Origin of the sequence: Streptomyces albidoflavus, from assembly GCF_000719955.1 — a bacterium.
In the GTDB taxonomy this organism is placed as follows: Bacteria; Actinomycetota; Actinomycetes; order Streptomycetales; family Streptomycetaceae; genus Streptomyces; species Streptomyces albidoflavus.
Genome location: NZ_JOII01000001.1, coordinates 335799 through 362066, shown reverse-complemented (window position 1 = coordinate 362066; position 26268 = coordinate 335799). Strand labels below are relative to the sequence as shown.

At 72.1% G+C, this 26268-nt stretch carries 15 protein-coding genes; 6 read left to right on the top strand and 9 right to left on the bottom strand.

The window, feature by feature from the left end:
• The 4 genes from IF45_RS31185 to IF45_RS0101700 all read right to left on the bottom strand — a co-directional run.
• Nucleotides 1–1381, bottom strand: a 1381-nt coding sequence (locus IF45_RS31185) for a hypothetical protein (RefSeq protein WP_030305010.1), incomplete at its 3' end; no start/stop codon positions are given.
• Between the two features lie 63 nt (nucleotides 1382–1444).
• Nucleotides 1445–3835 (bottom strand): hypothetical protein, encoded by a 2391-nt coding sequence (locus IF45_RS0101710; RefSeq protein WP_030305008.1) that lies wholly within the window; start codon nucleotides 3833–3835, stop codon nucleotides 1445–1447.
• On the bottom strand, nucleotides 3832–4842 hold the full coding sequence (locus IF45_RS0101705) for a hypothetical protein (RefSeq protein WP_030305006.1): 1011 nt from the start codon (nucleotides 4840–4842) through the stop codon (nucleotides 3832–3834). The genes IF45_RS0101710 and IF45_RS0101705 overlap by 4 nt, the downstream gene beginning before the upstream one ends.
• A gap of 191 nt (nucleotides 4843–5033) precedes the next feature.
• Complete coding sequence (locus IF45_RS0101700) at nucleotides 5034–5729, bottom strand: Crp/Fnr family transcriptional regulator (RefSeq protein ID WP_008407078.1); 696 nt, start codon at nucleotides 5727–5729, stop codon at nucleotides 5034–5036.
• 589 nt (nucleotides 5730–6318) lie between these two features.
• Here IF45_RS0101700 and rpsL point away from each other — a divergent pair.
• The 5 genes from rpsL to IF45_RS0101675 all read left to right on the top strand — a co-directional run bounded on the left by rpsL (nucleotide 6319) and on the right by IF45_RS0101675 (nucleotide 13313).
• Nucleotides 6319–6690 carry a 30S ribosomal protein S12 gene (gene rpsL, locus IF45_RS0101695; RefSeq protein WP_003948652.1) on the top strand — a complete coding sequence of 124 codons (372 nt, stop codon included), beginning with the start codon at nucleotides 6319–6321 and terminating at the stop codon, nucleotides 6688–6690.
• Between the two features lie 2 nt (nucleotides 6691–6692).
• On the top strand, nucleotides 6693–7163 hold the full coding sequence (rpsG, locus tag IF45_RS0101690; RefSeq protein ID WP_003948651.1) for a 30S ribosomal protein S7: 471 nt from the start codon (nucleotides 6693–6695) through the stop codon (nucleotides 7161–7163).
• Nucleotides 7164–7202: 39 nt separating this feature from the next.
• Nucleotides 7203–9329, top strand: a complete 2127-nt coding sequence (gene fusA, locus IF45_RS0101685; protein ID WP_030305004.1) for an elongation factor G — start codon at nucleotides 7203–7205, stop codon at nucleotides 9327–9329.
• Nucleotides 9330–9480: 151 nt separating this feature from the next.
• Complete coding sequence (tuf, locus tag IF45_RS0101680; protein WP_003948649.1) at nucleotides 9481–10674, top strand: elongation factor Tu; 1194 nt, start codon at nucleotides 9481–9483, stop codon at nucleotides 10672–10674.
• Between the two features lie 317 nt (nucleotides 10675–10991).
• Nucleotides 10992–13313, top strand: coding sequence for an ATP-binding SpoIIE family protein phosphatase (locus tag IF45_RS0101675; RefSeq protein ID WP_030305001.1), 2322 nt, complete (start codon nucleotides 10992–10994; stop codon nucleotides 13311–13313).
• Between the two features lie 54 nt (nucleotides 13314–13367).
• On the opposite strand, the gene IF45_RS0101670 is transcribed toward IF45_RS0101675, so the two are convergent.
• A complete protein-coding gene (locus tag IF45_RS0101670; protein WP_030304999.1) occupies nucleotides 13368–14000 on the bottom strand; it encodes a GntR family transcriptional regulator in 633 nt (210 codons plus the stop codon).
• Nucleotides 14001–14172: 172 nt separating this feature from the next.
• Between IF45_RS0101670 and IF45_RS33080 the strand changes: the two genes are divergently transcribed.
• The gene (locus tag IF45_RS33080) at nucleotides 14173–14412 is read left to right on the top strand and encodes a hypothetical protein (RefSeq protein ID WP_129805721.1); all 240 of its coding nucleotides are present in this window, start codon (nucleotides 14173–14175) and stop codon (nucleotides 14410–14412) included.
• Here IF45_RS33080 and drmB read toward each other — a convergent pair.
• The 4 genes from drmB to IF45_RS0101645 are packed head-to-tail and all read right to left on the bottom strand — an operon-like array spanning nucleotide 14402 to nucleotide 26214.
• Nucleotides 14402–16252 (bottom strand): DUF1998 domain-containing protein, encoded by a 1851-nt coding sequence (gene drmB / locus IF45_RS0101660; RefSeq protein WP_030304998.1) that lies wholly within the window; start codon nucleotides 16250–16252, stop codon nucleotides 14402–14404. The genes IF45_RS33080 and drmB overlap by 11 nt on opposite strands.
• 1 nt (nucleotide 16253) lies before the next feature.
• Entirely contained in the window at nucleotides 16254–19499 is a 3246-nt protein-coding gene (locus tag IF45_RS0101655) for a helicase-related protein (RefSeq protein WP_030304997.1), read from the bottom strand.
• Complete coding sequence (locus IF45_RS0101650; protein WP_030304996.1) at nucleotides 19496–21412, bottom strand: UvrD-helicase domain-containing protein; 1917 nt, start codon at nucleotides 21410–21412, stop codon at nucleotides 19496–19498. The genes IF45_RS0101655 and IF45_RS0101650 overlap by 4 nt, the downstream gene beginning before the upstream one ends.
• The gene (locus IF45_RS0101645; RefSeq protein WP_030304990.1) at nucleotides 21409–26214 is read right to left on the bottom strand and encodes a DEAD/DEAH box helicase; all 4806 of its coding nucleotides are present in this window, start codon (nucleotides 26212–26214) and stop codon (nucleotides 21409–21411) included. The genes IF45_RS0101650 and IF45_RS0101645 overlap by 4 nt, the downstream gene beginning before the upstream one ends.
• Nucleotides 26215–26268: the final 54 nt, after the last annotated feature.

Here is a 26268-nt window from a genome sequence, read left to right as displayed (position 1 = left end):
ACGGCATACGAGATCCTCTCTGGTCTCGTGGGCTCGGAGATGTGTATAAGAGACAGGTGCCGTAGCCGGGCGGGGCCTGCCAGGGCGGGGGCGGGGGCGCGTACGGGTGCGGCTGGGCGTAGGGGCCGGCCGGCGGCGGGGACGTGTACGGGTTGCCGGCCGGCGGCGGTGTGGGCGGGGCAGGGGCGGCCGGGGCCTGCTGCTCGGGGATCTGCGGGGTCTCCGGGACCGTCTGGCCGGGCACGGTCCGGCCCGGGTAGGGCGGGGTCTGCGGGGGCGGCGGGCCGATGACCGGGGGCTCGTGGGGGACGCCGGGGAGGCGCTGGTTGAAGATCTCCGTCATGGTGCGCAGGGCGAGCTTCTTCGGCTCGTCCAGCTCGTACGCCTCGGCATGGTCGCCCTTGAGGACCTGTTCGACCAGGTGCAGCTGGGACTGCATGAGCGCCAGCTGGTCCTGGCGCATGTTCTCCATCACCAGCTGGGTGTCGCCCGGGTGCTCGGCGAGGTGCAGGGCGAGGGCGTGGATGCCGCCCTGCTCCAGGTGCCACTGGTAGAAGGCGACCTTCTCGGCGTTGACCCGCTGGAGTTCGAGCTGCTGGCGGCCGGCGAGCAGGGCCTGTTCGTGCTGCCAGCGCTGCTGCTGGAGGGCGAGCTGCTGGGCCTGCCCGCCGTACTCCAGGGAGCGGCTGATCTGGAGCGCGTCCTGCTGGAGGTCCCGCTGGTGGCGGACGAGGTCGGCCTGCATGCCGCCCTGGTCGGCGCGGATCTGCTCGGCCACGTTCTGGTCGATCTCGCGCAGCCGCCGCTGATGGGCGATGTCGCCCTCGTCGCGGCGGACCCGCAGCGTCCAGGTGACCTGGAGCCCGGCCGTCGCCCCGAGCGGGCCGAGCCCGGCCATCGCCCGCAGCAGCTCCCGCTCCGCCTCGGCGCTGGCCGAGACCGGGAAACGCCGGGTGACCGGGCGCGCCGCCTGCTGCAACTCGCCGATGAGCAGCGCCGGTACGTCCCGGTGGCCGCCCGCGACGTACCGCACCGGGTCGACCACCTGCCAGGAGAAGTCGACCTCGGCGCCGAACTCGAAGGCGTCGTTGTCGCTGGGCAGCGCCAGCTCCTCGCGCCACGGGTGGATGCCCATGTCCACCTCGTAGACCGAGGTGTAGCGCCGGGCGGCGACCTCGCTGCGGCTGGGCCTGCGCGGCGGCAGGTAGACCTCGTGGCCGCCGCGCGGGGTGGTGAAGACCAGGGCGTGGTCGATGCGGGTGAGGGCCTTGCGGTTGAACTCGAACCGCGAGATCTGCCGCACGGTCAGCACGGGGTCGCGCAGCTCGGTGTGGCGGTCGGCGTTCTGCTGCCACTCCGGCGGGCGGTGGTGGTCGGGCATGGCTCGCGTCTCCTCGGCGTGCGGTGGTGCGAAACGGCGGTACGGCGGTTCGGCGTTCAGCGTTCAGCGGTGCTGGGGTACGGGGTGGCCGGCGGCGGGGACGACGGTCAGCAGGCGGGCGGCGACCGGCGGCGGGGGCGCGCCGTCCTCGCCGGGCATGGTGCGCAGCAGGTGGGCCAGGCGCAGCGCGTCCTCCGGCTCGGCGACCAGCGCCGGGAGCAGCGCGGCCAGCGCCCACTCGACGTCCTGGCGGTGGCCGGCGGCCAGCACCCACAGCCGCAGCACCTCCAGGGCGTCCCGGCTGTGCAGGGAGTCGCCGAGGGCCGCGCGCCACAGCCGGGTCAGGCCGTGCGCGACCCACGCGGTGGCCGGGCCGCCGACGGCCTCCCGGTACCAGTCGAGGACCAGCGGCCGGCCGGGCGGGTGTTCCTCGTCCGGGCCCTCGTCCTCGGCGCCGGGGCCGGGGCCGGGGCCGGACTCCGGGCCGGTATGTGGTTCTGCACCCCGCCCGCAGGCGCGCAGGAACCCGGCGAGGGTGAGGTCGCGGGCGGGCCGGTCCACCTCGTAGCTGGCCAGCAGCTCGCCGAGGACCGTCTCGCGGGCCTCGGAGAGGAGCAGCAGCTCCACCGCCCCGGCCAGCTCCTCGACCATCGCCTCGTCCAGCGGAGCCGGCGGGTCCTCGCGCCGGGACTCCTCGTACTCCTTGCGGACCACCGTGCGCAGGACGCGCAGGGTGCCGGCCGGGCGTTCGGGGCCGATCAGGGCGTGGGTGCGGATCGCCACCCAGCGCATCGGGCGGTCCTCGCCCTGGCTCCAGCCGTCCAGGATGCGCGGGACGTTGGGGGCGCCCACGAAGTGGGCCAGGGCCAGGGCGCTGGCGGCGACCATGCGGTGGCGGTAGCGCGGGGAGGCCGCCCACTCCTCGATCAGCAGGGCCATCGCGGAGGGCAGGTCGGCGTGGGCGAGGACGGCGGTGGTCGCCGCCGCCCGGGTGCGTACCAGCGGGCGGCCGTCCTCGGCGAGCGCGCGCAGCCAGCGGACCAGCGCGGGCCGCGCCGAGGGGTGGGCGGTCCACAGCTCCCGCAGCAGGACCAGGGCGGCCCGGTCGTCGCGGAAGGCGGCCACCCACTGCCGGACCGGGCCCCACTCGGTCGCCTCCTCGGCCTGGCGCCGCTCCGCCCGCGCCAGTTGGAGCCGCTTGCCGATGTGGGTGCCGAAGACCGGCACGTCGGCGGGGGCGTGCGGGCGCTGGGTGCGCAGCAGTTCGGCGTAGAGCCGGTCACTGAGTTCGGCGGTGAGGGCGTACGGCCCGCCGTCGAAGGCGGCCAGCGAGATGAGGAACGCCTTGTCGCGCAGGGGCAGCGCCGCCTCGTCCTCCTCGAACCACTCCCGCACCTGGCTCTCCAGCGCCCCCAGCGAGAAGGCGTCCAGCTCGTCGGCGGGCAGGCCCCCGGCCGCGTGCCGGGCCAGCGCCGGGGCGAAGGCGGCGGCCTCGCGGAGCTGGTGGTCGCGGGCGAGGAAGCCGGTGACGGCCGGCAGGGCCAGCAGGCGGGCCGACTCCCGCCCGGTGTACTCCTCGCACGTCGCCGGGTCCGGGGCCAGAGCGCGCAGCTGGGCGGTGAGGTGGGCGGTGAGCACCTCGGCGACCGAGGGCGGCTGCCAGCCGGCCGGGTCGACCTCCTCCAGGACGGCGGTGGGCCCGACCGTCACCACGAGGTAGCCGTCGTGCGCGGCGAGCCGGTCGCGGACGGCCAGCAGGTGCGGCTCGCGCAGCGGGCGGGTGCGGTCGGCCATCAGGTCGCAGAGCACGTAGCCGACCGGGCCCGGGGCGGGCGCGTCCCCGGCCCGCCCCGGCTCGGCGCGCTGCTGCTCGGCATCGAGCTGCGCGGCCAGCTCGGCGGGCGGGCGGTCCCGGAGCAGGGAGCGTACGGAGGTGGCGCCGGCCCGGCGGAGCAGCATCAGGGCGGCGGTGCGGCGGCCGGTGAAGGCGGCGCCCCGGACGACCAGGACGCGCTCCTCGCGCAGCCGGTCGGCCAGGGCGCCGAACGCCTCCTCGTCGGCGACGAAGGACTCGGCCAGCCGCTCCAGCGTCGCCGCCGGGACCTCGCCCGAGGCGTGCGGCGCGGGCGGCCCGAGCTGCCAGATCTCGGTCTTGCTCCCCATGATCACGTCACCGGCGACCCGCCCGCCGGACACCCCGTGCTGGTCCCCGGTGACCAGGGCGCCGCCGAACCCGGCACCGGAGCCGATCCGCAGGGCGGGCGGCGCGTGGTCGGCCAGTTCCCGCCGGGAGGCCCAGGCGTCCTGCGGGCGGTCCTGCTCCTCGGCCGCCTCGTCCTGTTCCTCGGCCTGGGCCTGGCCCTGCTGCGGCGGGGCGTTCGGGTCGGCCGGGGGCGCGGAGGGCCCGTTCGGGGCAGGGTTCGCCGGGGGCGCGGCGGTGTCGGGGGCGCTCATCGCGGGCCTGCCTCGCCGGTGCCGGGGGGCTGCCGGTCGTCGGGGGAGGGGGCGTCCTGCTCCGGGGTGGCGTCGGCGGGCGCGTGACCGTCGGCGGCGCGTCCCGGGCGCGGAGGCCCGCCGACGCTGCCCATCACCACGTCGCCGTCGACCCGGCCGCCGGAGACGCCGTGCTGGTTCCCCATGACGAGGCTGCCGCCGAAGGCGGGGGCGCCGCCGGTGAAGTGGATGCCCGCCGGGGGCGGGGTCGCCGGAGCGGGGGCGGCTGCCGGGGCCGGGCCGGCTGCCAGGGCGGAGGTGGAGGTGGAGGCCGAGCCGCCCCCCGACGGCCCGGCCTCCGTTCCCCCGGCCGGTCCCGGGCGCTCCCCCGAAGCGTCCGGGACCGGGGTCGGTGCGGGCCCTGACGCGCCCGGCGACGGCGCGGCCTGTCCCGAGGCGGGGACCGGGCCGAGCAGCCAGGCGGGCAGGGGCCCGTTCTTGCTGGCGAGGGTGACCTCGTGGAACTCCTCGGCGGGGATGCCGAGATGGTGGTGGCGGACGATCCCGGTCCAGACGCTCTGCGAGACGCAGAGCGCGACGTCGCCGGGCCGCTCGCGCAGGGCGGCGCGCAGGAGGTCGGCGTCGAGGAGGCGGCAGGCGTGGTTGAGGTCGCCGCCGACCCAGACGCCGCGCTCGTCCAGCGCGATGAACCCGCTGGCCACCACGGTCCGCAGCCGCATCTGGGCGCCGCGGGAGGCCATCCGGTTGACCGCCTTCAGCTGGGCGGGCAGCTCCGAGATGACCGAGCGCAGCACCTGCGGCACCGGGACGTTCGGATCGATGAACTCCATGACGCTGTCGCCCTGGTCGGCCCGCAGCCGCAGCGTCTCGTCGATCCCGGCCCGCTCCATGGTCCGGTCGACCACGTCGTACAACATCCGCCGCAGGAAGGCCTGTTCGACGTCGTCGCGGTCGCTGAACTTCTCGATGTCGACCAGCAGCATCGTCCGGTTGACGGGATCGTTCATCGTGCCCTGCCTACCTCTCGGAACGGCCCTGGGGCCGGAGTGCGAACGGCGTTTCCCGGCCCGGCGCGGACTGTGCCGGGCGAGTGGTCTCAGCGTGGCGCCCGGGCGCCGCCCCGCGTGAGGACGGATGGCGCTGTCGGACTGTGACGGTGTTTACAGGGAGCGCGGAGGGAGAGAGCCCGGCGGGCCCGTCAGGGCCCGCCCCCGGCGATCCGGCGCAGCACGTCGGGGCGGCGCACGACCAGCGCCCGGCGTCCGGTGACGACGGCGTCCCGGTCGCGCAGCTCCTTCAGCAGCCGCTGCACCATCTCCCGCGAGGCCCCGACCGACCCGGCCAACTCCTGCTTGCTGAGCGGCACCTGCAGCTCCACCCCGTCGGCGGTCCGCCGCCCGAACCCGCGCGCCAGCTCCAGCAGGAGCGAGGCGAACCGCTCCCGCACGGTCATCGAGGCGAACTCCAGCCGGCGCCGGTCCGCCGCCCGGGTGCGGTCCGACACCAGCGCCAGCAGGGTCATCGACACCTGGGGCGCCGAGCGCAGGAACTCCGTGAACCGGGCCGGCTCCACCGCGACCGCCCGCACCTCCTCCAGCGCCGTCACGTGCGCCGAACGGGGCTTGCTGGTCAGGGCCGCGAACTCGCCCACGATGTCGCCGGGGCCGCGCAGCGCGAGCAGCGCCTCGTACCCGTTGGGGGCCGCGGCCGTCACCTTGGTCCACCCGGTCAGCAGGAGCAGGACGTGCGCGGAGGGTTCGTGCTCGCGCAGCAGGGCCTGCCGGGGCGCGTACGTCATCGGTGAGCCGAGGGCGAGGAGCGCCTGCCGCTCGCCGCCCTCCAGCCGGGCCAGGAACGGCACCCGGTCGTCCAGCCCGTCTCCCCCGGCCGTCATCGGCCCCCTCCCCGTGGTTCCCCGTTCCCCGTCCGCGCCCGAGCGGCCGTACGGAGGTACGGACGGGGCGGGACGGGTCAACGTACTGACCCCCCCGGCCCAGGTGGCCCGCCCTTGACCGGAATGAATCCCCCCGCCCCGCTACTCGGCGGGAAAGCTGCGCTCTGTGGCCGAAAACACACAGAGGGTGGGAGGGGGCGTGCCGGGGGCCGGCGAACGATTCCGGCCAGGGTGCCCCTGGCACCACCCGGCGGCCCGGTGTAGCGTCCCCCGCGGGACCAGAAGACGATCATGCAGCGGAGGGCGCCGGTCCGCCCCGGGGTACGGGGCGTCTGACCAGCCCGTCCGCTGCGCGTGCATTTGTTTTGACCGAACTCCGTGCGATAGGTACGCTCAGACCTTGTGCCTGGGGTGTGTCTGGGCTCCCGTGCGTGTCCAACCCGCGCGGTGAGCGTCAGGCGTCAGCACCGCAATCTGCGCTTCTCCCGTGTGCTAGCGGGGCTCCGCGGTATTCGACACACCCGACCGCGTGGGTCGGGGGTGTTCCAGGTTAGCTTTACCTGTTCGGCACACAGAAACCGGAGAAGTAGTGCCTACGATCCAGCAGCTGGTCCGTAAGGGCCGGCAGGACAAGGTCGAAAAGAACAAGACGCCCGCACTCGAGGGTTCGCCCCAGCGCCGCGGCGTCTGCACGCGTGTGTTCACGACCACCCCGAAGAAGCCGAACTCGGCCCTCCGTAAGGTCGCGCGTGTGCGTCTGACCTCGGGCATCGAGGTCACGGCCTACATCCCGGGTGAGGGACACAACCTGCAGGAGCACTCCATCGTGCTCGTGCGTGGTGGCCGTGTGAAGGACCTGCCGGGTGTTCGCTACAAGATCATCCGCGGCTCCCTCGACACCCAGGGTGTCAAGAACCGCAAGCAGGCCCGCAGCCGCTACGGCGCCAAGAAGGAGAAGTAAGAATGCCTCGTAAGGGCCCCGCCCCGAAGCGCCCGGTCATCATCGACCCGGTCTACGGTTCTCCTCTGGTGACCTCCCTCATCAACAAGGTGCTGCTGAACGGCAAGCGCTCCACCGCCGAGCGCATCGTGTACGGCGCCATGGAGGGCCTGCGCGAGAAGACCGGCAACGACCCGATCATCACCCTGAAGCGTGCGCTTGAGAACATCAAGCCCACCCTCGAGGTCAAGTCCCGCCGTGTCGGTGGCGCGACCTACCAGGTCCCGATCGAGGTCAAGCCCGGCCGCGCCAACACGCTGGCGCTGCGCTGGCTGGTCGGCTACTCGCGCGCCCGCCGTGAGAAGACGATGACCGAGCGCCTCATGAACGAGCTTCTCGACGCCTCCAACGGCCTGGGTGCCGCTGTGAAGAAGCGCGAGGACACGCACAAGATGGCCGAGTCCAACAAGGCCTTCGCGCACTACCGCTGGTAGTCGCTACCCCCATCGAGACCGAGAGAAGACTGAAGCCTTATGGCTACCACTTCACTTGACCTGGCCAAGGTCCGCAACATCGGGATCATGGCCCACATCGACGCGGGCAAGACGACGACCACCGAGCGGATTCTGTTCTACACCGGTGTCTCGTACAAGATCGGTGAGGTCCACGACGGCGCTGCCACGATGGACTGGATGGAGCAGGAGCAGGAGCGCGGCATCACGATCACGTCCGCCGCGACGACCTGCCACTGGCCGCTCGAGGACGTCGACCACACCATCAACATCATCGACACCCCGGGCCACGTGGACTTCACGGTCGAGGTGGAGCGGTCGCTCCGCGTCCTCGACGGTGCCGTCACCGTGTTCGACGGCGTCGCCGGTGTGGAGCCGCAGTCCGAGACGGTCTGGCGTCAGGCGGACCGTTACGGCGTCCCGCGCATCTGCTTCGTCAACAAGCTGGACCGCACCGGCGCCGAGTTCCTGCGCTGCGTCGACATGATCACGGACCGCCTCGGCGCGACCCCGATCGTCATGCAGCTGCCCATCGGTTCCGAGGCCGACTTCCAGGGTGTCGTCGACCTGGTGACGATGAAGGCGTACGTCTGGTCGGCGGACGCCGCCAAGGGCGAGATGTACGACACCGTCGACATCCCGGAGACCCACACCGAGCTGGCCGCCGAGTGGCGTGGCAAGCTGCTGGAGACCGTCGCCGAGAACGACGACGCGCTGATGGAGCTGTACCTGGAGGGCAACGAGCCCTCCGTCGAGCAGCTCTACGCGGCCGTCCGCCGCATCACCATCGCGTCCGGCAAGTCCTCGGACACCACGGTCACCCCGGTGTTCTGCGGTACGGCGTTCAAGAACAAGGGCGTTCAGCCCCTGCTCGACGCGGTCGTGCGCTACCTCCCCTCGCCCCTCGACGTCGAGGCCATCGAAGGCCAGGACGTCAAGGACGCGGAGAAGGTCGTCTCCCGCAAGCCGTCCGACGAGGAGCCGCTGTCGGCGCTGGCGTTCAAGATCATGAGCGACCCGCACCTCGGCAAGCTCACCTTCGTGCGCGTCTACTCGGGCCGTCTCCAGTCCGGCACCTCGGTGCTGAACTCGGTGAAGGGCAAGAAGGAGCGCATCGGCAAGATCTACCGCATGCACGCCAACAAGCGTGAGGAGATCGAGTCGGTGGGCGCCGGTGACATCGTCGCCGTCATGGGTCTCAAGCAGACCACGACCGGTGAGACGCTGTCCGACGAGAAGGCCCCGGTGATCCTGGAGTCCATGGACTTCCCGGCTCCCGTCATCGAGGTCGCCATCGAGCCCAAGTCCAAGGGTGACCAGGAGAAGCTGGGTGTCGCCATCCAGCGTCTCGCGGAGGAGGACCCCTCCTTCCAGGTGCACACCAACGAGGAGACCGGCCAGACCGTCATCGGCGGCATGGGCGAGCTCCACCTCGAGGTCCTGGTCGACCGCATGAAGCGGGAGTTCCGGGTCGAGGCCAACGTCGGTAAGCCGCAGGTCGCCTACCGTGAGACGATCCGCAAGACCGTCGAGCGCGTGGACTTCACCCACAAGAAGCAGACCGGTGGCACGGGTCAGTTCGCCAAGGTTCAGATCATGATCGAGCCTCTGGTGGACAGCGACGCGAGCTACGAGTTCGTCAACAAGGTCACCGGTGGCCGCATCCCGCGGGAGTACATCCCCTCGGTCGACGCGGGCGCCCAGGAAGCCATGCAGTTCGGCATCCTCGCCGGTTACGAGATGACCGGTGTGCGCGTGACCCTGCTCGACGGCGCCTACCACGAGGTCGACTCCTCCGAGCTCGCCTTCAAGATCGCCGGTTCGCAGGCGTTCAAGGAGGGTGCCCGTAAGGCCGGCCCCGTGCTCCTCGAGCCGATGATGGCCGTAGAGGTCACCACGCCCGAGGACTACATGGGCGACGTCATCGGCGACATCAACTCCCGCCGTGGCCAGATCCAGGCCATGGAGGAGCGGGCCGGTGCCCGGGTCGTCAAGGGCCTGGTGCCGCTCTCGGAGATGTTCGGCTACGTCGGCGACCTCCGCAGCAAGACCTCGGGTCGCGCAAGCTACTCGATGCAGTTCGACTCCTACGCCGAGGTTCCCCGGAACGTCGCCGAGGAGATCATCGCGAAGGCCAAGGGCGAGTAACTCTTCGGAGCACACGCTTTAGGCTTGTCACCGGAAGCCCGCGGACACCTCGTCCGCACCCCGGAAGGGGTGTCCCGGGCCCGGCATCCCAGCAAAGATCACCTGGCGCCGATGAGTAAGGCGTACAGAACCACTCTCCAGGAGGACCCCAGTGGCGAAGGCGAAGTTCGAGCGGACTAAGCCGCACGTCAACATCGGCACCATCGGTCACATCGACCACGGTAAGACGACCCTCACGGCCGCCATTACCAAGGTGCTGCACGACGCGTACCCGGACCTGAACGAGGCCTCGGCCTTCGACATGATCGACAAGGCGCCCGAGGAGCGCCAGCGCGGTATCACCATCTCCATCGCGCACGTCGAGTACCAGACCGAGACGCGCCACTACGCGCACGTCGACTGCCCCGGTCACGCGGACTACATCAAGAACATGATCACGGGTGCGGCCCAGATGGACGGCGCCATCCTCGTGGTCGCCGCCACCGACGGCCCGATGCCGCAGACCAAGGAGCACGTGCTCCTGGCCCGCCAGGTCGGCGTTCCGTACATCGTCGTCGCCCTGAACAAGGCCGACATGGTGGACGACGAGGAGATCCTGGAGCTCGTCGAGCTCGAGGTCCGTGAGCTCCTCTCCGAGTACGAGTTCCCGGGCGACGACCTGCCGGTCGTCAAGGTCTCGGCGCTCAAGGCGCTTGAGGGCGACAAGGAGTGGGGCCAGTCGGTCCTGAACCTCATGGCCGCGGTGGACGAGTCCATCCCGGAGCCCGAGCGTGACGTCGACAAGCCGTTCCTGATGCCGATCGAGGACGTCTTCACCATCACCGGTCGCGGTACGGTCGTCACCGGCCGCATCGAGCGTGGTGTCCTCAAGGTCAACGAGACCGTCGACATCATCGGCATCAAGACCGAGAAGACCACCACCACGGTCACCGGCATCGAGATGTTCCGCAAGCTGCTCGACGAGGGCCAGGCCGGTGAGAACGTCGGTCTGCTCCTCCGTGGCATCAAGCGCGAGGACGTCGAGCGCGGCCAGGTCATCATCAAGCCCGGTTCGGTCACCCCGCACACCGAGTTCGAGGCCCAGGCCTACATCCTGTCGAAGGACGAGGGTGGCCGTCACACCCCCTTCTTCAACAACTACCGCCCGCAGTTCTACTTCCGTACGACGGACGTGACCGGTGTGGTGAACCTCCCCGAGGGCACCGAGATGGTCATGCCGGGCGACAACACCGAGATGCGCGTCGAGCTGATCCAGCCCGTCGCCATGGAGGAGGGCCTGAAGTTCGCCATCCGTGAGGGTGGTCGGACCGTGGGCGCCGGCCAGGTCACCAAGATCATCAAGTAATTGATGGCCTTGCGCTGATCTGGTAGCTCTCCGAGCTGCTTGAGAAGGGCCCGTACGACTCCGGTCGTACGGGCCCTTCGGCGTGCGTGGGGGTGTGGGCCCGGGCGGCGGCCGGGGCGGACCACCGGCGGCGCTATATGTGATAACAGCGACCGGGCGGGTGGGGTTTTCGCGGGGCGCGTCACCCGGAGTCCCTGGCCTGGAAGGCGGGGGTGCGGGTGGGGGGACATGATGGGGGCACCGACCCGGTGAGAGGCGGTGGTGACGGCACCATGGGTGCGAGCGAGGCGGGTGGTGGTCCGCCGGAGGGTGCTGCGGTGGCGCTGGTCGACCGCCGGGGCATCGTCGCGGGGTGGTCGCGGGCGGCCGGGGAACTGGTGGGGCGCGCGGCGGACGAGGTGCTGGGCCGCTCCGTGCTGCGACTGCTGGCCGAGGAGCACCGGGCCCGGCTGCCGGAACGCGGTGAGGCCGTCCTGCGGTGCGGCGGGGCCGGCAGCGTCCGCGTGCGGTACTGGGCCGAGGAGCTGCGGGGTTCCCCGTTCTCGCTGGTGATGGCGGTCGGCGCCGACCGCGCCGCCGGCGCCGAGGACGCCGAGGCCGTCTTCCGGGCGCTGCTCTCCCAGGACCGCCTCGGCTTCCTGCTGCGCGACGCCGACCTCGCCGTCCTGCGGACCAACGTGCTGCCCGGGGAGTTCGGCGGCCCGCCCCAGCCGGTGGGCAGCGTGCTGAGTGACGTGATGGAGGGGAAGGACGCCGAGGAGACCGAGCGGACGCTGCGGGAGGTGCTGGAGACCGGCAGGCCGCTGGCCGCGCAGGAGCAGCACGTACGCTCCACCCGGCCGCCCTACCAGGAGTGGTCGCTCTCCTACTCCACCATCCGGACCGAGGACGCCGCGGGGAGGCCCACCGGCGTCGCGATCTTCCTCACCGATGCCACCGAGCACTGGCGCGCCGGGCAGCGGGCCGAGCTGCGCCACCGCGCCTCCGCGCGGGTCGGCAACTCCCTCGACATCGAGCGGACCGCGCAGGAGATCGCCGACACCCTGGTCCCGGACTTCGCCGACATCGCCTGGGTCGACCTGGCGCACGCCGTCCTCACCGGCGAGGAGCCGCCCAAGTCGGTGGGCGGGGGAGACCTGCTGCTGCGCCGGGTGGCGGTACGTTCCGCCGACGGGCCCTGGCCGGAGCACCTGCTCCAGGTCGGCGCCAGCGTGCCGCCCTTCCCCGACCGGCCGATGGTGCGTGAGATCCAGGAGGGCCGCACCATCCGGATGGACCGCGGCGCCGTGGAGGAGATACTCGGCAACCCCGCGAGGATCCGGCTGGCGGCGCCCGACGGCGGCCACTCCCTGGTCATCGCCCCGCTCTTCGCCCGCGCCCTGCTGCTCGGGACCGTCGGCGTCTGGCGCGCCGAGCGGCCCGATCCCTTCGACGAGGAGGACGCCGAGCTGCTGACCGAGATCGCCGCGCAGGCCGCGCTGAGCGTGGACAACGCCCGCCGGTACACCCGCGAGCACCGGGCGGTGGACAGCCTCCAGCGGCGGCTGCTGCCGCAGGCGTCCACCTCCACCCGGGTCATGGAGACCACGGGCTCGTACGTCCCCGCCGAGGCCGGGGCGGAGATCGGCGGCGACTGGTTCGACGCCATCGCGCTGCCCTCGCTGCGCACCGCGCTGGTCGTCGGCGACGTGTTCGGCAGCGGGCTGCACGCCACCGCCACCATGGGCCGGCTGCGGACCGCCGTGCAGACCCTGGCCGACCTGGAGCTGGACCCGGACGAGGTGCTGACCCAGCTCGACACACTGGTGGCGAGGCTGGCCGCCGAGGCGGAGCCCGGCCACCGCGACACGGTCGGCGCCACCTGCCTGGTCGCCCTGCACGACCCGGTCACCCGGCGCTGCGTGATGGCCTCGGCGGGCCATCCGCCGCCGATCCTCGCCCTCCCCGACGGGCCCGCCGAGCCGGTCGACCTCCAGCCGGGGCCGCCGCTGGGAGTGGGGGGCCTGCCCTTCGAGACGGCCACGGTCGACACCCCGCCGGGCAGCGTGCTGTGCCTGTACACCGACGGGCTGCTCCGGCGGTACGGGCCCGACCTCGACACCGCCACCCTCGACCTCGCCGACCGCCTGGCCCGGCTCCAGCGCTCCGAGGAGCGGCTGCCCTCGCTCTCCAAGGGGCTGATGACCGGCGGGGACGGCACCCCGTTCCTCGACGACGCGGCCCTGCTGCTCGCCCGACCCTCCGCGCTGGACCCCGGGTCCGTCGCGAGCTGGGAGTTCCCGGCCGAGCCCGACGCGGTGGGGGCGGCCCGCAACGCGGCCACCGAGAAGCTGACCGAGTGGGGGCTGGAGGGCAACACCTTCGTCACCGAGCTGATCGTCAGCGAACTCGTCACCAACGCGGTGCGTCACGCGGGCGGCCCCATCGGCCTGCGCCTGATCCGCGGCGAACTCCTGTACTGCGAGGTCACCGACCCCAGCAACACCCAGCCCCGCCTGCGCCGGGCCCGCACCACCGACGAGGGCGGGCGCGGCCTCTTCCTGGTGGCCCAGCTCAGCCGCCGGTGGGGGAGCAGGTACGGGCAGAGCGGGAAGACCATCTGGGCGGAACAGGAACTCGTGGAGGAGTTCCCGGAGTGAGGCCGGGGGCCTGGCCGAGGCCGGCGGAGACACGGTCCGCCGGCGCTTCCGGCGTCAGGTGAGGGCGGCCAGGGCGATCTTCTCGGTCCGGGCCAGATCGCGTTCGACGGCGGCGGAGACGGTGGCGGGGTCGCGGGTGCGGAAGGCGGCGACCAGTTCGCCGTGGGCCGCGCCGTCCCGCCGGTGCCCGGCCGGGCCGGGGCCGGTCCGGCCGAAGCCGATCCGGACGTACCGCTCGCCGGCCCGCCACAGCGGGGTCAGCACCCGGATGTCCCAGGTGGTCGCGGCCGGCGCCAGCAGCGCCAGGTGGAAGACGTGAGGGTCGTCGTCGGTCCCGGCCACGGCGCCGGACCCGGCGGCGCGTTCCGCCAGCCGGTCCAGTTCGGCCTCGCTCAGCAGGAGGCAGGAGCGGGCGGCGATCTCCGGCTCCAGGGCACGGCGCAGCCGGTAGATGCCCCGGAGGTCGTCGAGGCCGAGCGGGGCGACGACGGCGCTGCGGCCGGGCCGCATGACGACCAGGCCCTCGCCCTCCAGCGTGCGCAGGGCCTCGCGGATCGGGATGAAGCTGATGTCGAGCATGCCGGCCAGCTCGCGCAGGGAGTACTCCGCGCCGGGGGCCAGCGCGCCCGTCAGGATCGCCCGCCGCAGCACCTGGGTGGCCTGCTCCACCACCGACCGCACCGCCACCGGCTGAACCGCCCCTCGCGGTGACCCCACGCTGCGTCCCCCGCTCCGGCCGGCCGTTGACCTGGCCGACTATATCGACGGGGCGGCGGCCATCGTCGTGTGCTCGGTGATCCGCGATTCGCGGGTGGGCAGGGCGCCGCAAGGGCGCCGGGATCAGCTTCAGCTCCGGGTGGTGCGGAAAGACGCCGCCACCATGACCCTGCTCGACAGCGCCATGAGCGGCGCCGTCCTCACCCACCTCCCCGAGCAGCGCACCGACCTGGTCCTCCGCGCCCAGATGGAGGAAAGCCCCCTGACCGAGGCCATCCGGGCCCGCGTCACCGAGACCACCCCACCCTCACAGGGCTGGGGGAGAAGCTGCCGGAGACGGCGCGCACGACGAGGAGCAAAGATGGGCTCCTTCAGAGGGTGAAGAACCCCGGCACGCTCCCGTCCGGTGTGCCGACCAACGCCGCACGGTCGAGAAGGATGTTGTTGTTCTCGCAGCTCGTCTCCGGGAGGAGCAGACAGGCGTGGCAGGCGGCGAGGTTCAGTGCGTCGGCACCGCTGCCCTCGGACTCCATGCACAGCGGGTCGTTGGAACACCAGGACGCACGGTCGAGGGCCGACCTCAGCGTCTCGGCGAGGCGTGCCGGCTCTCCCTGGGCGACCACTCCGCCGAGACTTCCGGCGGAGTCGCTGGTCGCGGTGTAGAGGAGAAGACCCGCCATCTCTCCCTCCCCGTACACCCGCTCACGCAGCGAGGCGGCCGGATACCCGCCGTCCAGGCTCCACTCGTTGATCAGCACATGGGCGAGCGCGTGCAGCAGGAGGTACCGGGGGGAGGCGGGGGAGGGCGGGAGCTGCCTGCCCGCCTCGCCCGCACGGGCGGCGATCAGCCGTTCGTGGTTGCGCCGGACGGCGGCCGCGCGAGCGACCTGGCCGGGGTGCTCCTCCCACTTCCGCAGGCGACCCGGGTCGAGCCGCAGGAAGACCCCCTCCCCACTGACCTCGAAGGCCGGTAGCCAGGCCGGCTTCGAGGCGGACAGTGGCGCCTCGCGCTCGACATCGCCCGGCACCGGTTCCTCCACGCGCCTGAAGGACTGGAGCGCCCTGACCTCACGCAGCCGCTTGACCAGCATGATCTGGTCGATGCCGTGGTCGGACCGGACCGCTTCGAGCGAGCCGGCCGGGGGCTCGCATACGAAGTCCTGCTTGAGGTTGGGCATCTCCTTGTGACGGCGGGAGAGGCTGAGGTACTCCCCCTCGTAGATCTCCCGCCGGTAGTCACGGAACCTGCCGGGCACCTCGCCGAGCGTCGCCTCCGACTCGGCGGCCTGGGCGGCCTCGTCCGCACGCCGCTTCTCGACCTCCCGGACGACGTCGTCGGCGGTGTACTGCGGGTGGTGGAGCAGCACCTTGGCCATCCGCACGTACGTCCTGATGGCCGGGGCGTCCTCGTCCGCGAAGTTGGCGTAGTGCTCGTCCACGATCTTGGCGATGCCCTCGCTCCCCGGGGGAATCGACAGCGCCGAGTGCATGACCGGGAACCAGGCCGAGGACGAACCGCGTTGCAGGGTCCTCGGTGACTCGCCGCACTCCACCGCCGGTGCGTCCTTCAGCCACGGTCTGCGTCCGCCGCAGCGGATGCCCAGCTCCTGGAGGGCCTGACGACGGAACGATCCCTCCATCGACACGGACGGCACCCCACAGGAGCAACCGATCAGCACCGAGCGCAGCGAGGCGGTCGAGCCCTCGGCCCGGATGGAGAGCTGCCCCCCGCAGAGCCCGGAGCCGGTCCGCCTGCCGCGGTGGAGCCACTTCCAGTACGGGAAGTCCTCCAGGTGGCCGCGGGTGCAGGCCATGACGAATCGCGAGGGGACCAGGTTCTCCTGGCAGGTGGAGCACTCCGCCCGATTCGCCGGGGAGTTGAACTTCCGGAACGGCAGAAGCTGGTGGCAGTGCGGGCAGGAGTACATCTGCGGGAACCGCACGGCCCGCACCCCGTCCTCGGCGCGGTCGGGTGCGGGAGGCATCTTGAAGCCGTCGACACCGAGTTGGAGTTCCAGGCGCCGCTCGTGCAACGAGGGTGCCTCGGAGACGTCCCAGGAGTCGATGGAGCGGATGAGGAACGACTCGTTGTCCACGGCGATCATGGCGCCGACGCCGTAGGTGGTGACGAGCTGGGCCCGGCGGATCTCCCCGAGCTTCCGGGCGGACCGTGCTGGGGCGGTGGGCAGGCCGCGCCGGCGGCGCGGAGGCGGAGGTGTCATGTCAGCGCTCCTCGAAGAAGGGGGACGAGGCGTCGACGTCGCGCAGACTCCACAACGTCGGCCAGGAGGCGAGGGGTGATTCGTCGTCGTAGCCGGTGAGCAGCGCCGGCGTCCGGGTGCCTCGGGGAGCTTCGTAGACGAGGTTCGGGCGGGCCAGGGCCTCGTCCCGCCACCAGTTGACGAACTCCTCGAACGCGTCCGCGGTGTTCTGCCGCTCGTCCGGTTCCACCTCCGCCACCCGCTCCAGCAGAGTCGCCCCGACGACGTCCCGCAGTTCGTCGACGAACTCCTCCACGCGTCCGGCCGCCGCGTTGTCGCGTGCGGCGGGCAGCATCAGCCTGGCCAGGGCCACGACCACCGCGTGCAGTCCCCGGTCGCGGGCGCGGGCGGAGAACGGGGTGACACTGGTCGACTCCACCTCCCGGTACAGGGCGGAGTGGAAGCTGAGGAAGTCCTCGTAGTGCGAACGGTCCCGGGATCGAGCCGAGTTGAGCATCACCGCGACCAGGCCGGGGTGCTGCCGGCCCACCCGGCTGGTCGCCTGGATGTACTCGGCGGTGGTCTGGGGCTGCCCCATCACCGCCATCAGGCCGAGCCGGTCGACGTCCACCCCCACCGAGATCATGTTGGTCGCGAGCAGGACGTCGAGCACGTCCCGGGACGGCAGCCGGCGCTCCATCTCCTTGAGCCGTCGGGAGATGTCACTGGAGTCCGCCCGGCTGCTCAGCTCGGTGAGGGCGTCCACCCGCCGCCTGTCGACGCCGTCGCGGGTGGCCAACTGGGTCAACCGCTCCTGCACGTCGTCCAGGACCTGGAGTTCCGCCGCGGACAGCAGCCGCAGGCTGTTGAAGTACCCGACGAGCGTCCAGTAGGCGTCCTTCACCTCGGGCGGTGCCTCGGTGACGTTCGCCTGGTGGAGCAGGGCCGCGTACACCCGGATGAGCAGAGTGGCCTGGCTCGTGCTGGAGGTCAGCAGACCGACGTAGCGGCGTGCCGCCTTCGACTCGCGGGGTGTCTCCACGGCGAACCAGGAGTCACGGGAGTCCAGGCCGGGGGGTGGGAACTGCTCGACCGAGCGGGCGAAGAGCCGGGCTCCCTGCTGCTCGGCACGCCGGATGGTGGCGGTCGAGGCGATGACCTTGGGCTGCTTCGCCAGGGCGTCCACGGCCGTCTCGTACAGACCGGTGAGCGTGCCGAGAGGGCCGGAGATGAGGTGCAGCTCGTCCTGCACGATCAACTCCGGCGGCCGCGTGCCCTCCACGTCGCGGTTGAAGAGGGCGGCCGAGGCCGGGCGCCACGGCATGGAGGCGAACTTGTCGACCGTGGCGATGACCAGGGTCGGGCGATGGGCGTAGACGGCCTCGTCCACGAGGTGGACGGGCAGCCCGCGGTGGAAGTCGCAGGAGACGGCCGGGCAGCGCACCGTCATCCGTACCCGACCCTCGTCGACCGCGTAGTCCCGAGGGCGCAGAGGCTCCCCGCACCAGGGGCAGCCACGGAGCTGCACCGGGTTCTCGGTCGGCAGCTGCTGGTGCTCGTTGCGGTTCAGCTCGGCGAGCTTGGCCGAGGCCGCCGCCAGCGTGTTGGGGGTCGCCGAGCGTCCCACCCACATGCCGATGGAGATCTCCTCGTCCCCCAGACGGCCCGGATCGGCCGCCCGCTGCCGCTCCATGGCGCAGATCAGAGCTGCCGCCCGCTCGAACTGCTGGAGAGTGAGGAGCCGCAGGGTGTATCGCATGAGAACGGTCACCCCGCCGCCGGCCTCCCCGTCCCGCAGCCGCCTGAGGAAGGTGGTGAAGGCGATCAGCCCGAGGTACGCCTCCGTCTTGCCACCACCGGTCGGGAACCACAGCAGGTCGGAGACACCGCGGTCCTTGTGGTCCGGGTCGACGATGCCGGCCAGGCAGAGCAGTACGAAGGAGATCTGGAACGGGCGCCACCGGCCGGCCGACGCGTCCGGCTCACCCGACCGCCCGGACTTCACCCAGGCCGTGCGGGCCCGCTGGTCGGCCATGGCCAGGTTCGCGAGCTGGAAGGCGCGCAGGATCTCCGGCCGGTCGGGGTCGGCCAGCAGGTCGACGCCCTCCCGCATCCGTCGCAGCGCGTGCCGGCACAGCTCCACCTGGGCGGACGCCGTCGCGCCGTGCTCCGTCGGCGCGAGCGCCCGCGCCTGTTCGTCCTGGGCGGTGATCCAGCGTTCGTACCCGTCCAGCAGGGCGCGCAGTGCCGCGACGGCCTCAGGGCCTGTGGCCGTTCCCAGCCCCCGCATGGTCAGCGCCCCGACGTCGATGGTGGGGTTCGAGTCGGTCAGCAGCACCTCGTGCGTGGGCACGAACTCCGTACGCACGGCCTCGACGGCCGGACGTGCCGAGGACACGGAGCCCACCGGCGGCGGGGTCCGGTCCCAGTGCGCGGCACAACCGTGGCCGGTGGCGAAGTTCGGGGCGTGCCGATGGAGGAGCCGGCTCAACGCCTGCTCGTCGTCGGCCGCCTTGTTCGTCGCCGCACGGCTCACGAAAGCCTTGGCGTGGCCGTCCGCCGCGGTGACGGTCAATCGCGGTTGGTAGAAGCAGTGCGCGTCCCGCAGGTCGTACCGGCCGACCTCCAGGGCATTCACCACGGTGGCGGTCACAGTCACCGTTCCGTCGGGCGCCGCCGGCCGCACCAGTACCCGCAGCTCCAGCCCCGGGTGCAGGACGGAGGGCGTGAGCAAGCCGGGGTGGGTCACGTCCACCACCACGGGATCGATCCGCAGCGGCGCCCGTCGCCAGTGCTCCCGCTGCGCGTCCGTGGTGCGCGCCTCGGTGCGGCGGGCGGCGACGGCGTTGCCGTCCGGGTCCTCGGGGAGGTAGGCGGCCGCCGTCACGGAGAGCGTGATGCCGGCGGAGACGCTCGGATCGACCGTGAAGGTCAACCCCATCGAGGAGGGCATACGCACGTTGGCCAGCGAGACGCCCAGATCGCCCACGCCCTCTTCCGTGTCCTGCCGCTTGCCGACCGGGGGAGTGTCGAGCCCGTCCCGCTCGGCCTCCAGTTCGTCCTCGGGGACCGCGGGACCCTCGGCGGGAGCCTCCTCCCGGTCCTCCCGCGCACGCGGGAACAGCACACCCACCGGGTACATGGTGATCGGCGCGTCGTCCCGCAGTACCTCCTCCGTCCCGCCACGGGGCCCGAGGAGGTCGTCGCGGAGGGCGTCGACGAGCGCGTCGCGCACCTCGTAGTGCGCCTCGTGGAGCGAGTCGTTCATGCCGGGTCCCCTTCGGAGGGTGCGTTGTCCCAGTGGAAGCGACCGAGGCCGCAGAGGCGGGGGGCGATCCAGACTCCGTGGGTGCCGAGTCCCGCCGCCTCGGTCACCGCGGGACTGCCCGCCACACTCTCCACCGTGTCGACGCGCAGCCCCGTGATCAGTGCGGGCCAGCGCTCGACGGACTGGTGGGCGGACCGGCGCAGCAGCCGGTGCAGACCGGCGCGGAAGCGCTCGGAGACCTCCCCCACCGGGCGGCCCGCCACCTCCACCACGTAGGGCGGGGACTGATCGGCGGCGACGGGGATGGAGTGGGGCAGGACGAGGCGCGCCTCCGCCCCGGGGGTCACCTCGTTCCGCAGGTACCGCCACACCTCGGCGGCGTCCTGGCCCGGACTCCCGGTACCCGGAGGCCGCTCGTGCGAGACGTCGGCACCGGTGACCTCGATCCCGTTCCGGGCCCAGCCGCTACGGCCGCCCAGGTACCAGCGGTCGATCCGGCGGTCCTTGCGCAGCAGCCAGGAGCTGGGGGCGTCGAGGACGTACAGGTCGTCCCTGGCGCGGGTCATCGCCACGTACAGGAGGCGGGCCTCGGCCGCCGGGTCGTAGTCGTACTTCTTCTTGCGGGTCGCGGGCGGTTCCCTGAGCACCCGCGGTTCGACCACCAGGACCCGGTCGAACTCCAGCCCCTTGGCCCGGTGCACGGTCGACACCACGAGTGACGACGACTGGGTCTCGGTGAGCTCGTCCGGCAGCCGGCCCTCGGCCAGCGCCCGGTGCAGCGCCGGCACGTCGAGCGTGCCGCGACCGGTGCCGCGGGCCACCTTGCGCACCGAGCCCCACAGCGCCTCCGGCGCCCCGTCCACCGACACCGGCAGGGCGGCGAGCAGTTCCTCGAAACGCTCCCGTCCCAGGGTGCTCGAAGCCGTCGACGCGAGCAGCTCGGCGAGCCACACGGGCGCCGAGCGTTCCCGCGCCGACCGCTGCAAGGTGTGCGGGACACCCGCCTCCGCCAGGGCACCCGACAGGGTGAGGACCTGTCCGTTGTCCCGGCAGAGGATGCTGGTGGTGCCGGGGTGGTCCCGCAGCGCCGCCCGGACGAACGGATCGTCCAGGGAGCCGAAGTTCGGCGTGGTCAACAGCAGGGACCGCAGGTCGCCGTGGATCTTCTCGGCGGCGGCCGCGGCCTCGGCCCGTTCGTGGGGCAGGTGTTGCAGCGCGCTCCCGAACGGCAGGGCCAGCCGGGCCTCCCCGCTGCGGGCACGGAAGTTGTCGCCCAGGTGGAGTTCGACCAGGTCCTCGCCGAAGGTGGCCCGCACCCAGTCGAGGAAGCGGTCGGTCTCCTCGGCCCGCGCCTCCGGGTCGGCCACCTGGAAGCCGTAGACGGCCTGGGCGGAGTCGCCCACGACGGTGAAACCGCTGTTCTCCTGGAAGCGGTCGAGGAGGGCCTCGACCATCTCCCGGCGCACCCCGACGAGGTCCTGGACCTCGTCCACGACCACGTGGGCGGGGATGTACTCGCCCCCTTCGACGGCCCCCCGGTCGATGGCCTCGGTGGCCGCCTCGATCCGGGCGTCGAAGGTGTACCCGGACCAGTCGGTGTCCGGGTAGGCACGGCGCAGCAGGGCGCCGGCCCACGCGTCGAAGGTGTGTACCCGGACCCGGCGCGCGGCCGCCGCGTGGCGTTCGATCCGCTGCGTGAGTTCGCGCACGGCGGCCCGGGAGAAGCTGAGCACCAGGATCTCCCCGGCCTCCAGCTCCTCGCGCTCCACCAGCGTGTCCAAACGCCGGACCAGGGTGTGCGTCTTGCCCGCTCCCGCCCCCGCGGTCACCAGCACCCGGGCGTCCCAGGGCTGGTCGACCACGGCCTGCTGCTCGGCGGTGAGACGGTGCTCGACGGTGGCCGTGGCGGTCACCGGTTCTCCCCCCACAGGTACTCGAACTCGGTGAACGCCAGCTCTTCACCGAAGTTGGTGATGTTGTCGCGCACGTTGAGGATCAGGCAGGTCTCCTTGCCGCCGTTCTTCGGCCCGCGCAGACCTCGCCCGATCATCTGCTGGTAGACGTTGGGGCTGTACGTCGGACGGGCGACGACCACCACACGCGTGGCGGGCGCGTCGAAGCCCTGGGTGAGCACCCCGTAGTTGGTCAGCACCTGCACCCGCCCCTTACGGAAGTCGTCGATCCGCTTGCGGCGCTCGTTGGGCGGGGTGGACGAGTCGATCGCCGCCGCCTTGATCCCCCGGTCGCCCAGCTTCGCGGCGAGCAGCTTGGCGTGCGCCACCGAGGTGGCGAACACCAGCACCGGCCAGTCGGACGGCATGGCGGCGATCTCGTCGACGATCCGCTGACTCCGCTCGTGGTCCTCGGCGAGGCGCTGCTCGGCCCCCTTGGGCAGGACGGCGAACTTCTCCGACTGGGCGCGCTCGCGTTCGGTCAGCGAGATCGCGCCGCCGGGCAGCTCGCGGTGGCGCACCTGGGCCAGGACGCCGATCCGCTGGAGCTCCTGGATGGCCACCGACAGGTCACCGTCGAAGACGCCGGTGTCCAGACGGTTGCCGAACCGCTGCACCAGCAGCCGCGTCAGCTCCTCGTTGTTCCGGTAGGGGGTCGCGGTCAGGCCGACCAGATGGCGGCCTGTGCGGCGGTGGGTGAGGTCGAGCTGTTCCAGGAGCTGGGTGTAGCGGGGCGACATCGCGGTGTGCGCCTCGTCGATGATGACGAGCGAGGCGGTCTCCCGCAGCCACGCGTACTCCTCGGCCTCCAGGCACGCGTCCAGCTTCGCGTCGGTGGCGACGACCAGGTGGGGGCGGCCGTCGACGGGGGTCGCCTCGTTCGACGACCAGAGCCGGCTGATGACCAGCGGCAGCTCCGGGCCGACCTTCGACCAGACGAACTTCCAGCTCTGCACGGCCTGCTCGCACAGTTCCTCGGTCTGGGCGATCCACAGCACCGGCCCGGGCAGCTCCGCGCGGTCACGGATCCACCGGATGACGCCCTCGGCGGAGACACGCGTCTTGCCCGCGCCGGTGGGCAGGCTGAGCATGCCCCGCTGGGGTGTCGTGCTCTCCAGCAGTCCCAGCAGAGCCTGCGCCAGCTCCTCCTGGTACGGGTGGAGGGCGGGGAACTCCGAGGGCCCGTCGACCTCGAGCCGCGGCTCCAGGGAGGGGGTCTGCGCCCCCGCGAACGAGTCCGGGAAGCCGAGTTCCGTGACGAAGCGCAGAGCCTTCTGGTTGCCGGTGAAGGAGCTGGGCGCACGTGTCGGGAAGGTGGCGGCGATGTCCCGGGTGTGGACCCGGAGGATGGCCTCGCCGTGCGCGTTGTACGCCAGCTCGGCGACACGCCGAGCCGTCGGCTCCTCACCCTGTTCCTGGATCTCGCTCTCCAGCAGGCCGGACGGCAGCTCGCCACGGAGGGCGTCCTCGCCGATCAGCAGAGCGATCTTGTCGATGACGCTCTCGCTCTCGCGGACGGCGGCGAGCCGCTCCAGCAGCGTCCGGTCACGCTCCTGCCGGTCCTGGTGCTCCAGTGCCTGGCGGCAGCCCTCCTCGCCGAAGCCCCACTTGAACTCCTCGTCGGCGGCGCACAGCACCTCCAGCCGGTCCAGCGAGTCCAGGACGTAGAGCGTCTGGCCCTTGCGGGCGAAACGCAGCGACTCCCGGTCGCTGCCCATGGGCGTGCGGAGGATCTGGGACAGCTCGGAGCACCGCTGGATCTTGTGCCCGCTCCCGTTCTGTCCCAGGCGGGCCTTGATCGTGGTGAACTCGTCCAGGAGCGGCACGGCCGGGCCGGACTTGACGGGCTCGATCTCCCGACTGATCACGTCGGAGACCTTGAGCATCCCCCATTCCTCGATCATGGCCTTCGCCGTCGCGAGGTCGCCCTTCTCGGCGACCAGCAGGGCGGGCAGTCCCTCCCGGACCAGCTCCTCGAACTGCACCGGGTTGGTCGCGACCGCGATCTCGCTGTCCGGGCGCTCCTCCCAAATCGCTCCCACCCGGCAGCGGGTGAGCACGTCGTCGGGGAACTCGAAGCCGACCCGGTGCAGCAGGGCGTAGGCGCGACCGATGAAGGCGTCGTCCTCGCTGCGCAGCACCAGTTCCAGAAGCTTGTTCCAGCGGCTGACCGGCACCTCCTCGGGAGCGGTGGGCATGCCGAGCCGGCGCGCCGTCTCCTCCGGGATCGCGGCGACGGGCAGCACCGTCCCGTACTTCTTGAGCTGCGGGCCGACCGCCTCGGAGACGCGGGTGAGGCCCAGCGAGGTCCGCACCAGACCGTGCTTGGCGATCATCCAGCGCAGCGGGGAGGTCACGGGCTTACGAGTGTTGACGGCAGCGCCGTACCGCATCTGCCAGTGCTGAGAGATGTCCCCGGGCGGCAGCGCGGCCACGAAGGCGGCCCGGCCCTCCTCCGACAGCCGGGGCAGCAGGTGCAGCGGGCCGAGGGTGGGCGCCCCCTCGATGGTGAGCCGGGAGATGTTGGGGCGGGGAGCGCTGCTGGGAAGGGAGCGCAGGTGCAGGTCGTGGACCGCCTGCCGGTACTCCTCGAACCAGGCCTCGTCCGTCGCGCGGTGGCCGCCGGTGGGGCGGTCGACGAGTCCGAGGTCGCGGAAGATCGCCCGGTCGCTGTCGTGAAAGGCGAGGTCGACGGCGACGGTGGCGTCCCGGCTGCCGTCCCCGGGGACCACGGGCCCGGGCAGGAGGGTGTCCCGCATGGCCCGGAAACGGCCGTCGAGGGTCCGGACCCGCAGGGTCTGCGTCGGCTTCGGCACCTTGGCGCGGATGCGTTCGACCTGCGCGCTGCCGCCCGCGCTGCGCAGCAGGACCCAGAAGTTGGCCCAGGCGTTCTGGTCGTAGTGGTCGAAGCCCTGGTCGAGGACGCCCTCGAACCGGCCCTGCGCGTCGGCGACGCGGATGCCGATGTTGTGCAGGTGGCGGGCCATCTCCGGGCGGTCCGAGATCGACGGGTGCACGTAGACCATGTCGTCGCTGAGCGTGTCGGCGGCGGTCCGGTGGAAGACCTCGCCGGGCACGGGCGCGACCATCCCGTGTCCCTCGGTGAGCACGATCCGGGCCGTGCGGGCCTCGGCGGTGATGTCCGAGTCCCCGCGCAGGCGCGAGGCACCGTCCTTCAGCACCATCAGCGAAAGGATCTCGATGGCGTGGGAGGACGCCTCGGCCGTGCCGTCGGAGACGAGCGCCTCCAGCCACTCCTTGACGCTCTCCGGTGACTGCCCGGCCGCGTCCAGGATGTGCCCCATCTTGCCGCGCCGCAGCGCGGTGTCCACCGCGTCGACCGAACTGTGCAGCCAGTCGCTGGGCCGGCCCTCGTACTCGGACCAGATCTGCACCCATTCCTTGTCGAGACCGGTGGGCGGGACGCGCAACTCGCCCGGGACACGCAGCACGCCGTTCTGGTCGGGCAGGGAGGGGCTCCGGGCGGCCATGGGCCAGAACTGCCGGAGGAAGTAGTCGTCCGCCCAGTTGAGCTTCTCCTTGCTGCGGCCCGGGAGGAGCGGCAGGTACGCGGCGGGGTCCTCGGCCGGCGACAGCTCCGGCAGCGTGTCGAGGACGAGACGGGAGGCGACCCGGAGCAGCTCCCGGTTGAACGGACTGCCGTCCAGGAGGTGCTGCCTGTCCTCGTTCGTCTTCCACGGGGCGTTGAGGATGCCGGACAGCGAGATCTCGTACTCGGTGGGGAAGAAGGCCCAGAAGGTTCCCTTGCCCGAGGGCACGGTGTGCAGACCGTTGCGCACCGTGTACTCCGGCACCGCCCAGGAGATGTCCAGTTCCGGCCGGTTGTGCAGCTCGCCGGCGCTGTCGGCGACCTCGCTGGTGGGGGAGTGCTGGGTGGTGAAGACCCGCCACCGTTCGGTGGTCTGCTTGGCGCCCCGCGCCACCTCCTTGAGGACACGGTGGACCCCGTCGGAGTCGATCGAGATCTCGCGGCGGGCAGGCGGCATGGCCCGCTCGTCGTGCAGGAACACCTGTCCGACGTGCGGGGAGAAGAGCTGGAAGCGCGCGGGGAACGGCTCGGTCGTGTGGCCGTCCGCGCTCCGGTGCCCGCTGATGTCGTGACCCAGGCGCTGGGCGGCGCCCGGCATCAACGGCAGCCGGACGACGGTGGTGGCCCAGGTCAGCAACTTGTCCAGCACCGGGTCGTCGGACCGTTCCTGGTCGACGTCGAGCGGCCGGGCCATACGGAGCACCGGGGTCTCCATGCTCAGGTCGGCCGCCCCGTCGAGGCCGAGGGCCTCGGCGATCTCGGCGGCGGACCAGTCCCGGTCGAAGCCGAAGCCGAAGGCGCCGTGGTCGCTGAAGAACTGCGGGGAGTCGCTGACGGAGAGCACCGACTTCACTCCGACCCCGAAGCGGCCGATCTGCCCGCCGCGCTTGCGGGAGACGCTCATCCGCAGGATGGTCTCCGCGCCCTCCGGCGTCACGGGGGTGCCCTCGTTCGCGCAGTACAGGTGGTCCTCGGTGAGGACGACGTGCAGCTTGCCGCCGGGCGCGTTGGCGATCTCGTCGGCCGCGTTCTGCACGAGTTCGAGCAACTGCCGCTCGCCGTACCCGCCCTGGGTGATGCGACGTTCGCCGTTGGCGTGCTCCTGCACCAGCCCCGGGTCGACCTGGTAGGTCCGCAGGACGGTCTCGGACTGCCGCAGCACGGTCTCGATCACGGGAGGGACGGAGGGGTCGGCGAACTGCCGGTCGGCCATGAGAGCACCTGTCTCTGAGAAGAGGGGAGGAACCGAGGACGCGCGGGGGGAGGG

Coding starts and splice junctions, on each gene's coding strand:
- IF45_RS0101710 (WP_030305008.1), bottom strand. CDS start 3,835: ATGAGCGCCCCCGACACCGCCGCGCCCCCGGCGAACCCTGCCCCGAAC.
- IF45_RS0101705 (WP_030305006.1), bottom strand. CDS start 4,842: ATGAACGATCCCGTCAACCGGACGATGCTGCTGGTCGACATCGAGAAG.
- IF45_RS0101700 (WP_008407078.1), bottom strand. CDS start 5,729: ATGACGGCCGGGGGAGACGGGCTGGACGACCGGGTGCCGTTCCTGGCC.
- rpsG (WP_003948651.1), top strand. CDS start 6,693: ATGCCTCGTAAGGGCCCCGCCCCGAAGCGCCCGGTCATCATCGACCCG.
- fusA (WP_030305004.1), top strand. CDS start 7,203: ATGGCTACCACTTCACTTGACCTGGCCAAGGTCCGCAACATCGGGATC.
- drmB (WP_030304998.1), bottom strand. CDS start 16,252: ATGACACCTCCGCCTCCGCGCCGCCGGCGCGGCCTGCCCACCGCCCCA.
- IF45_RS0101655 (WP_030304997.1), bottom strand. CDS start 19,499: ATGAACGACTCGCTCCACGAGGCGCACTACGAGGTGCGCGACGCGCTC.
- IF45_RS0101645 (WP_030304990.1), bottom strand. CDS start 26,214: ATGGCCGACCGGCAGTTCGCCGACCCCTCCGTCCCTCCCGTGATCGAG.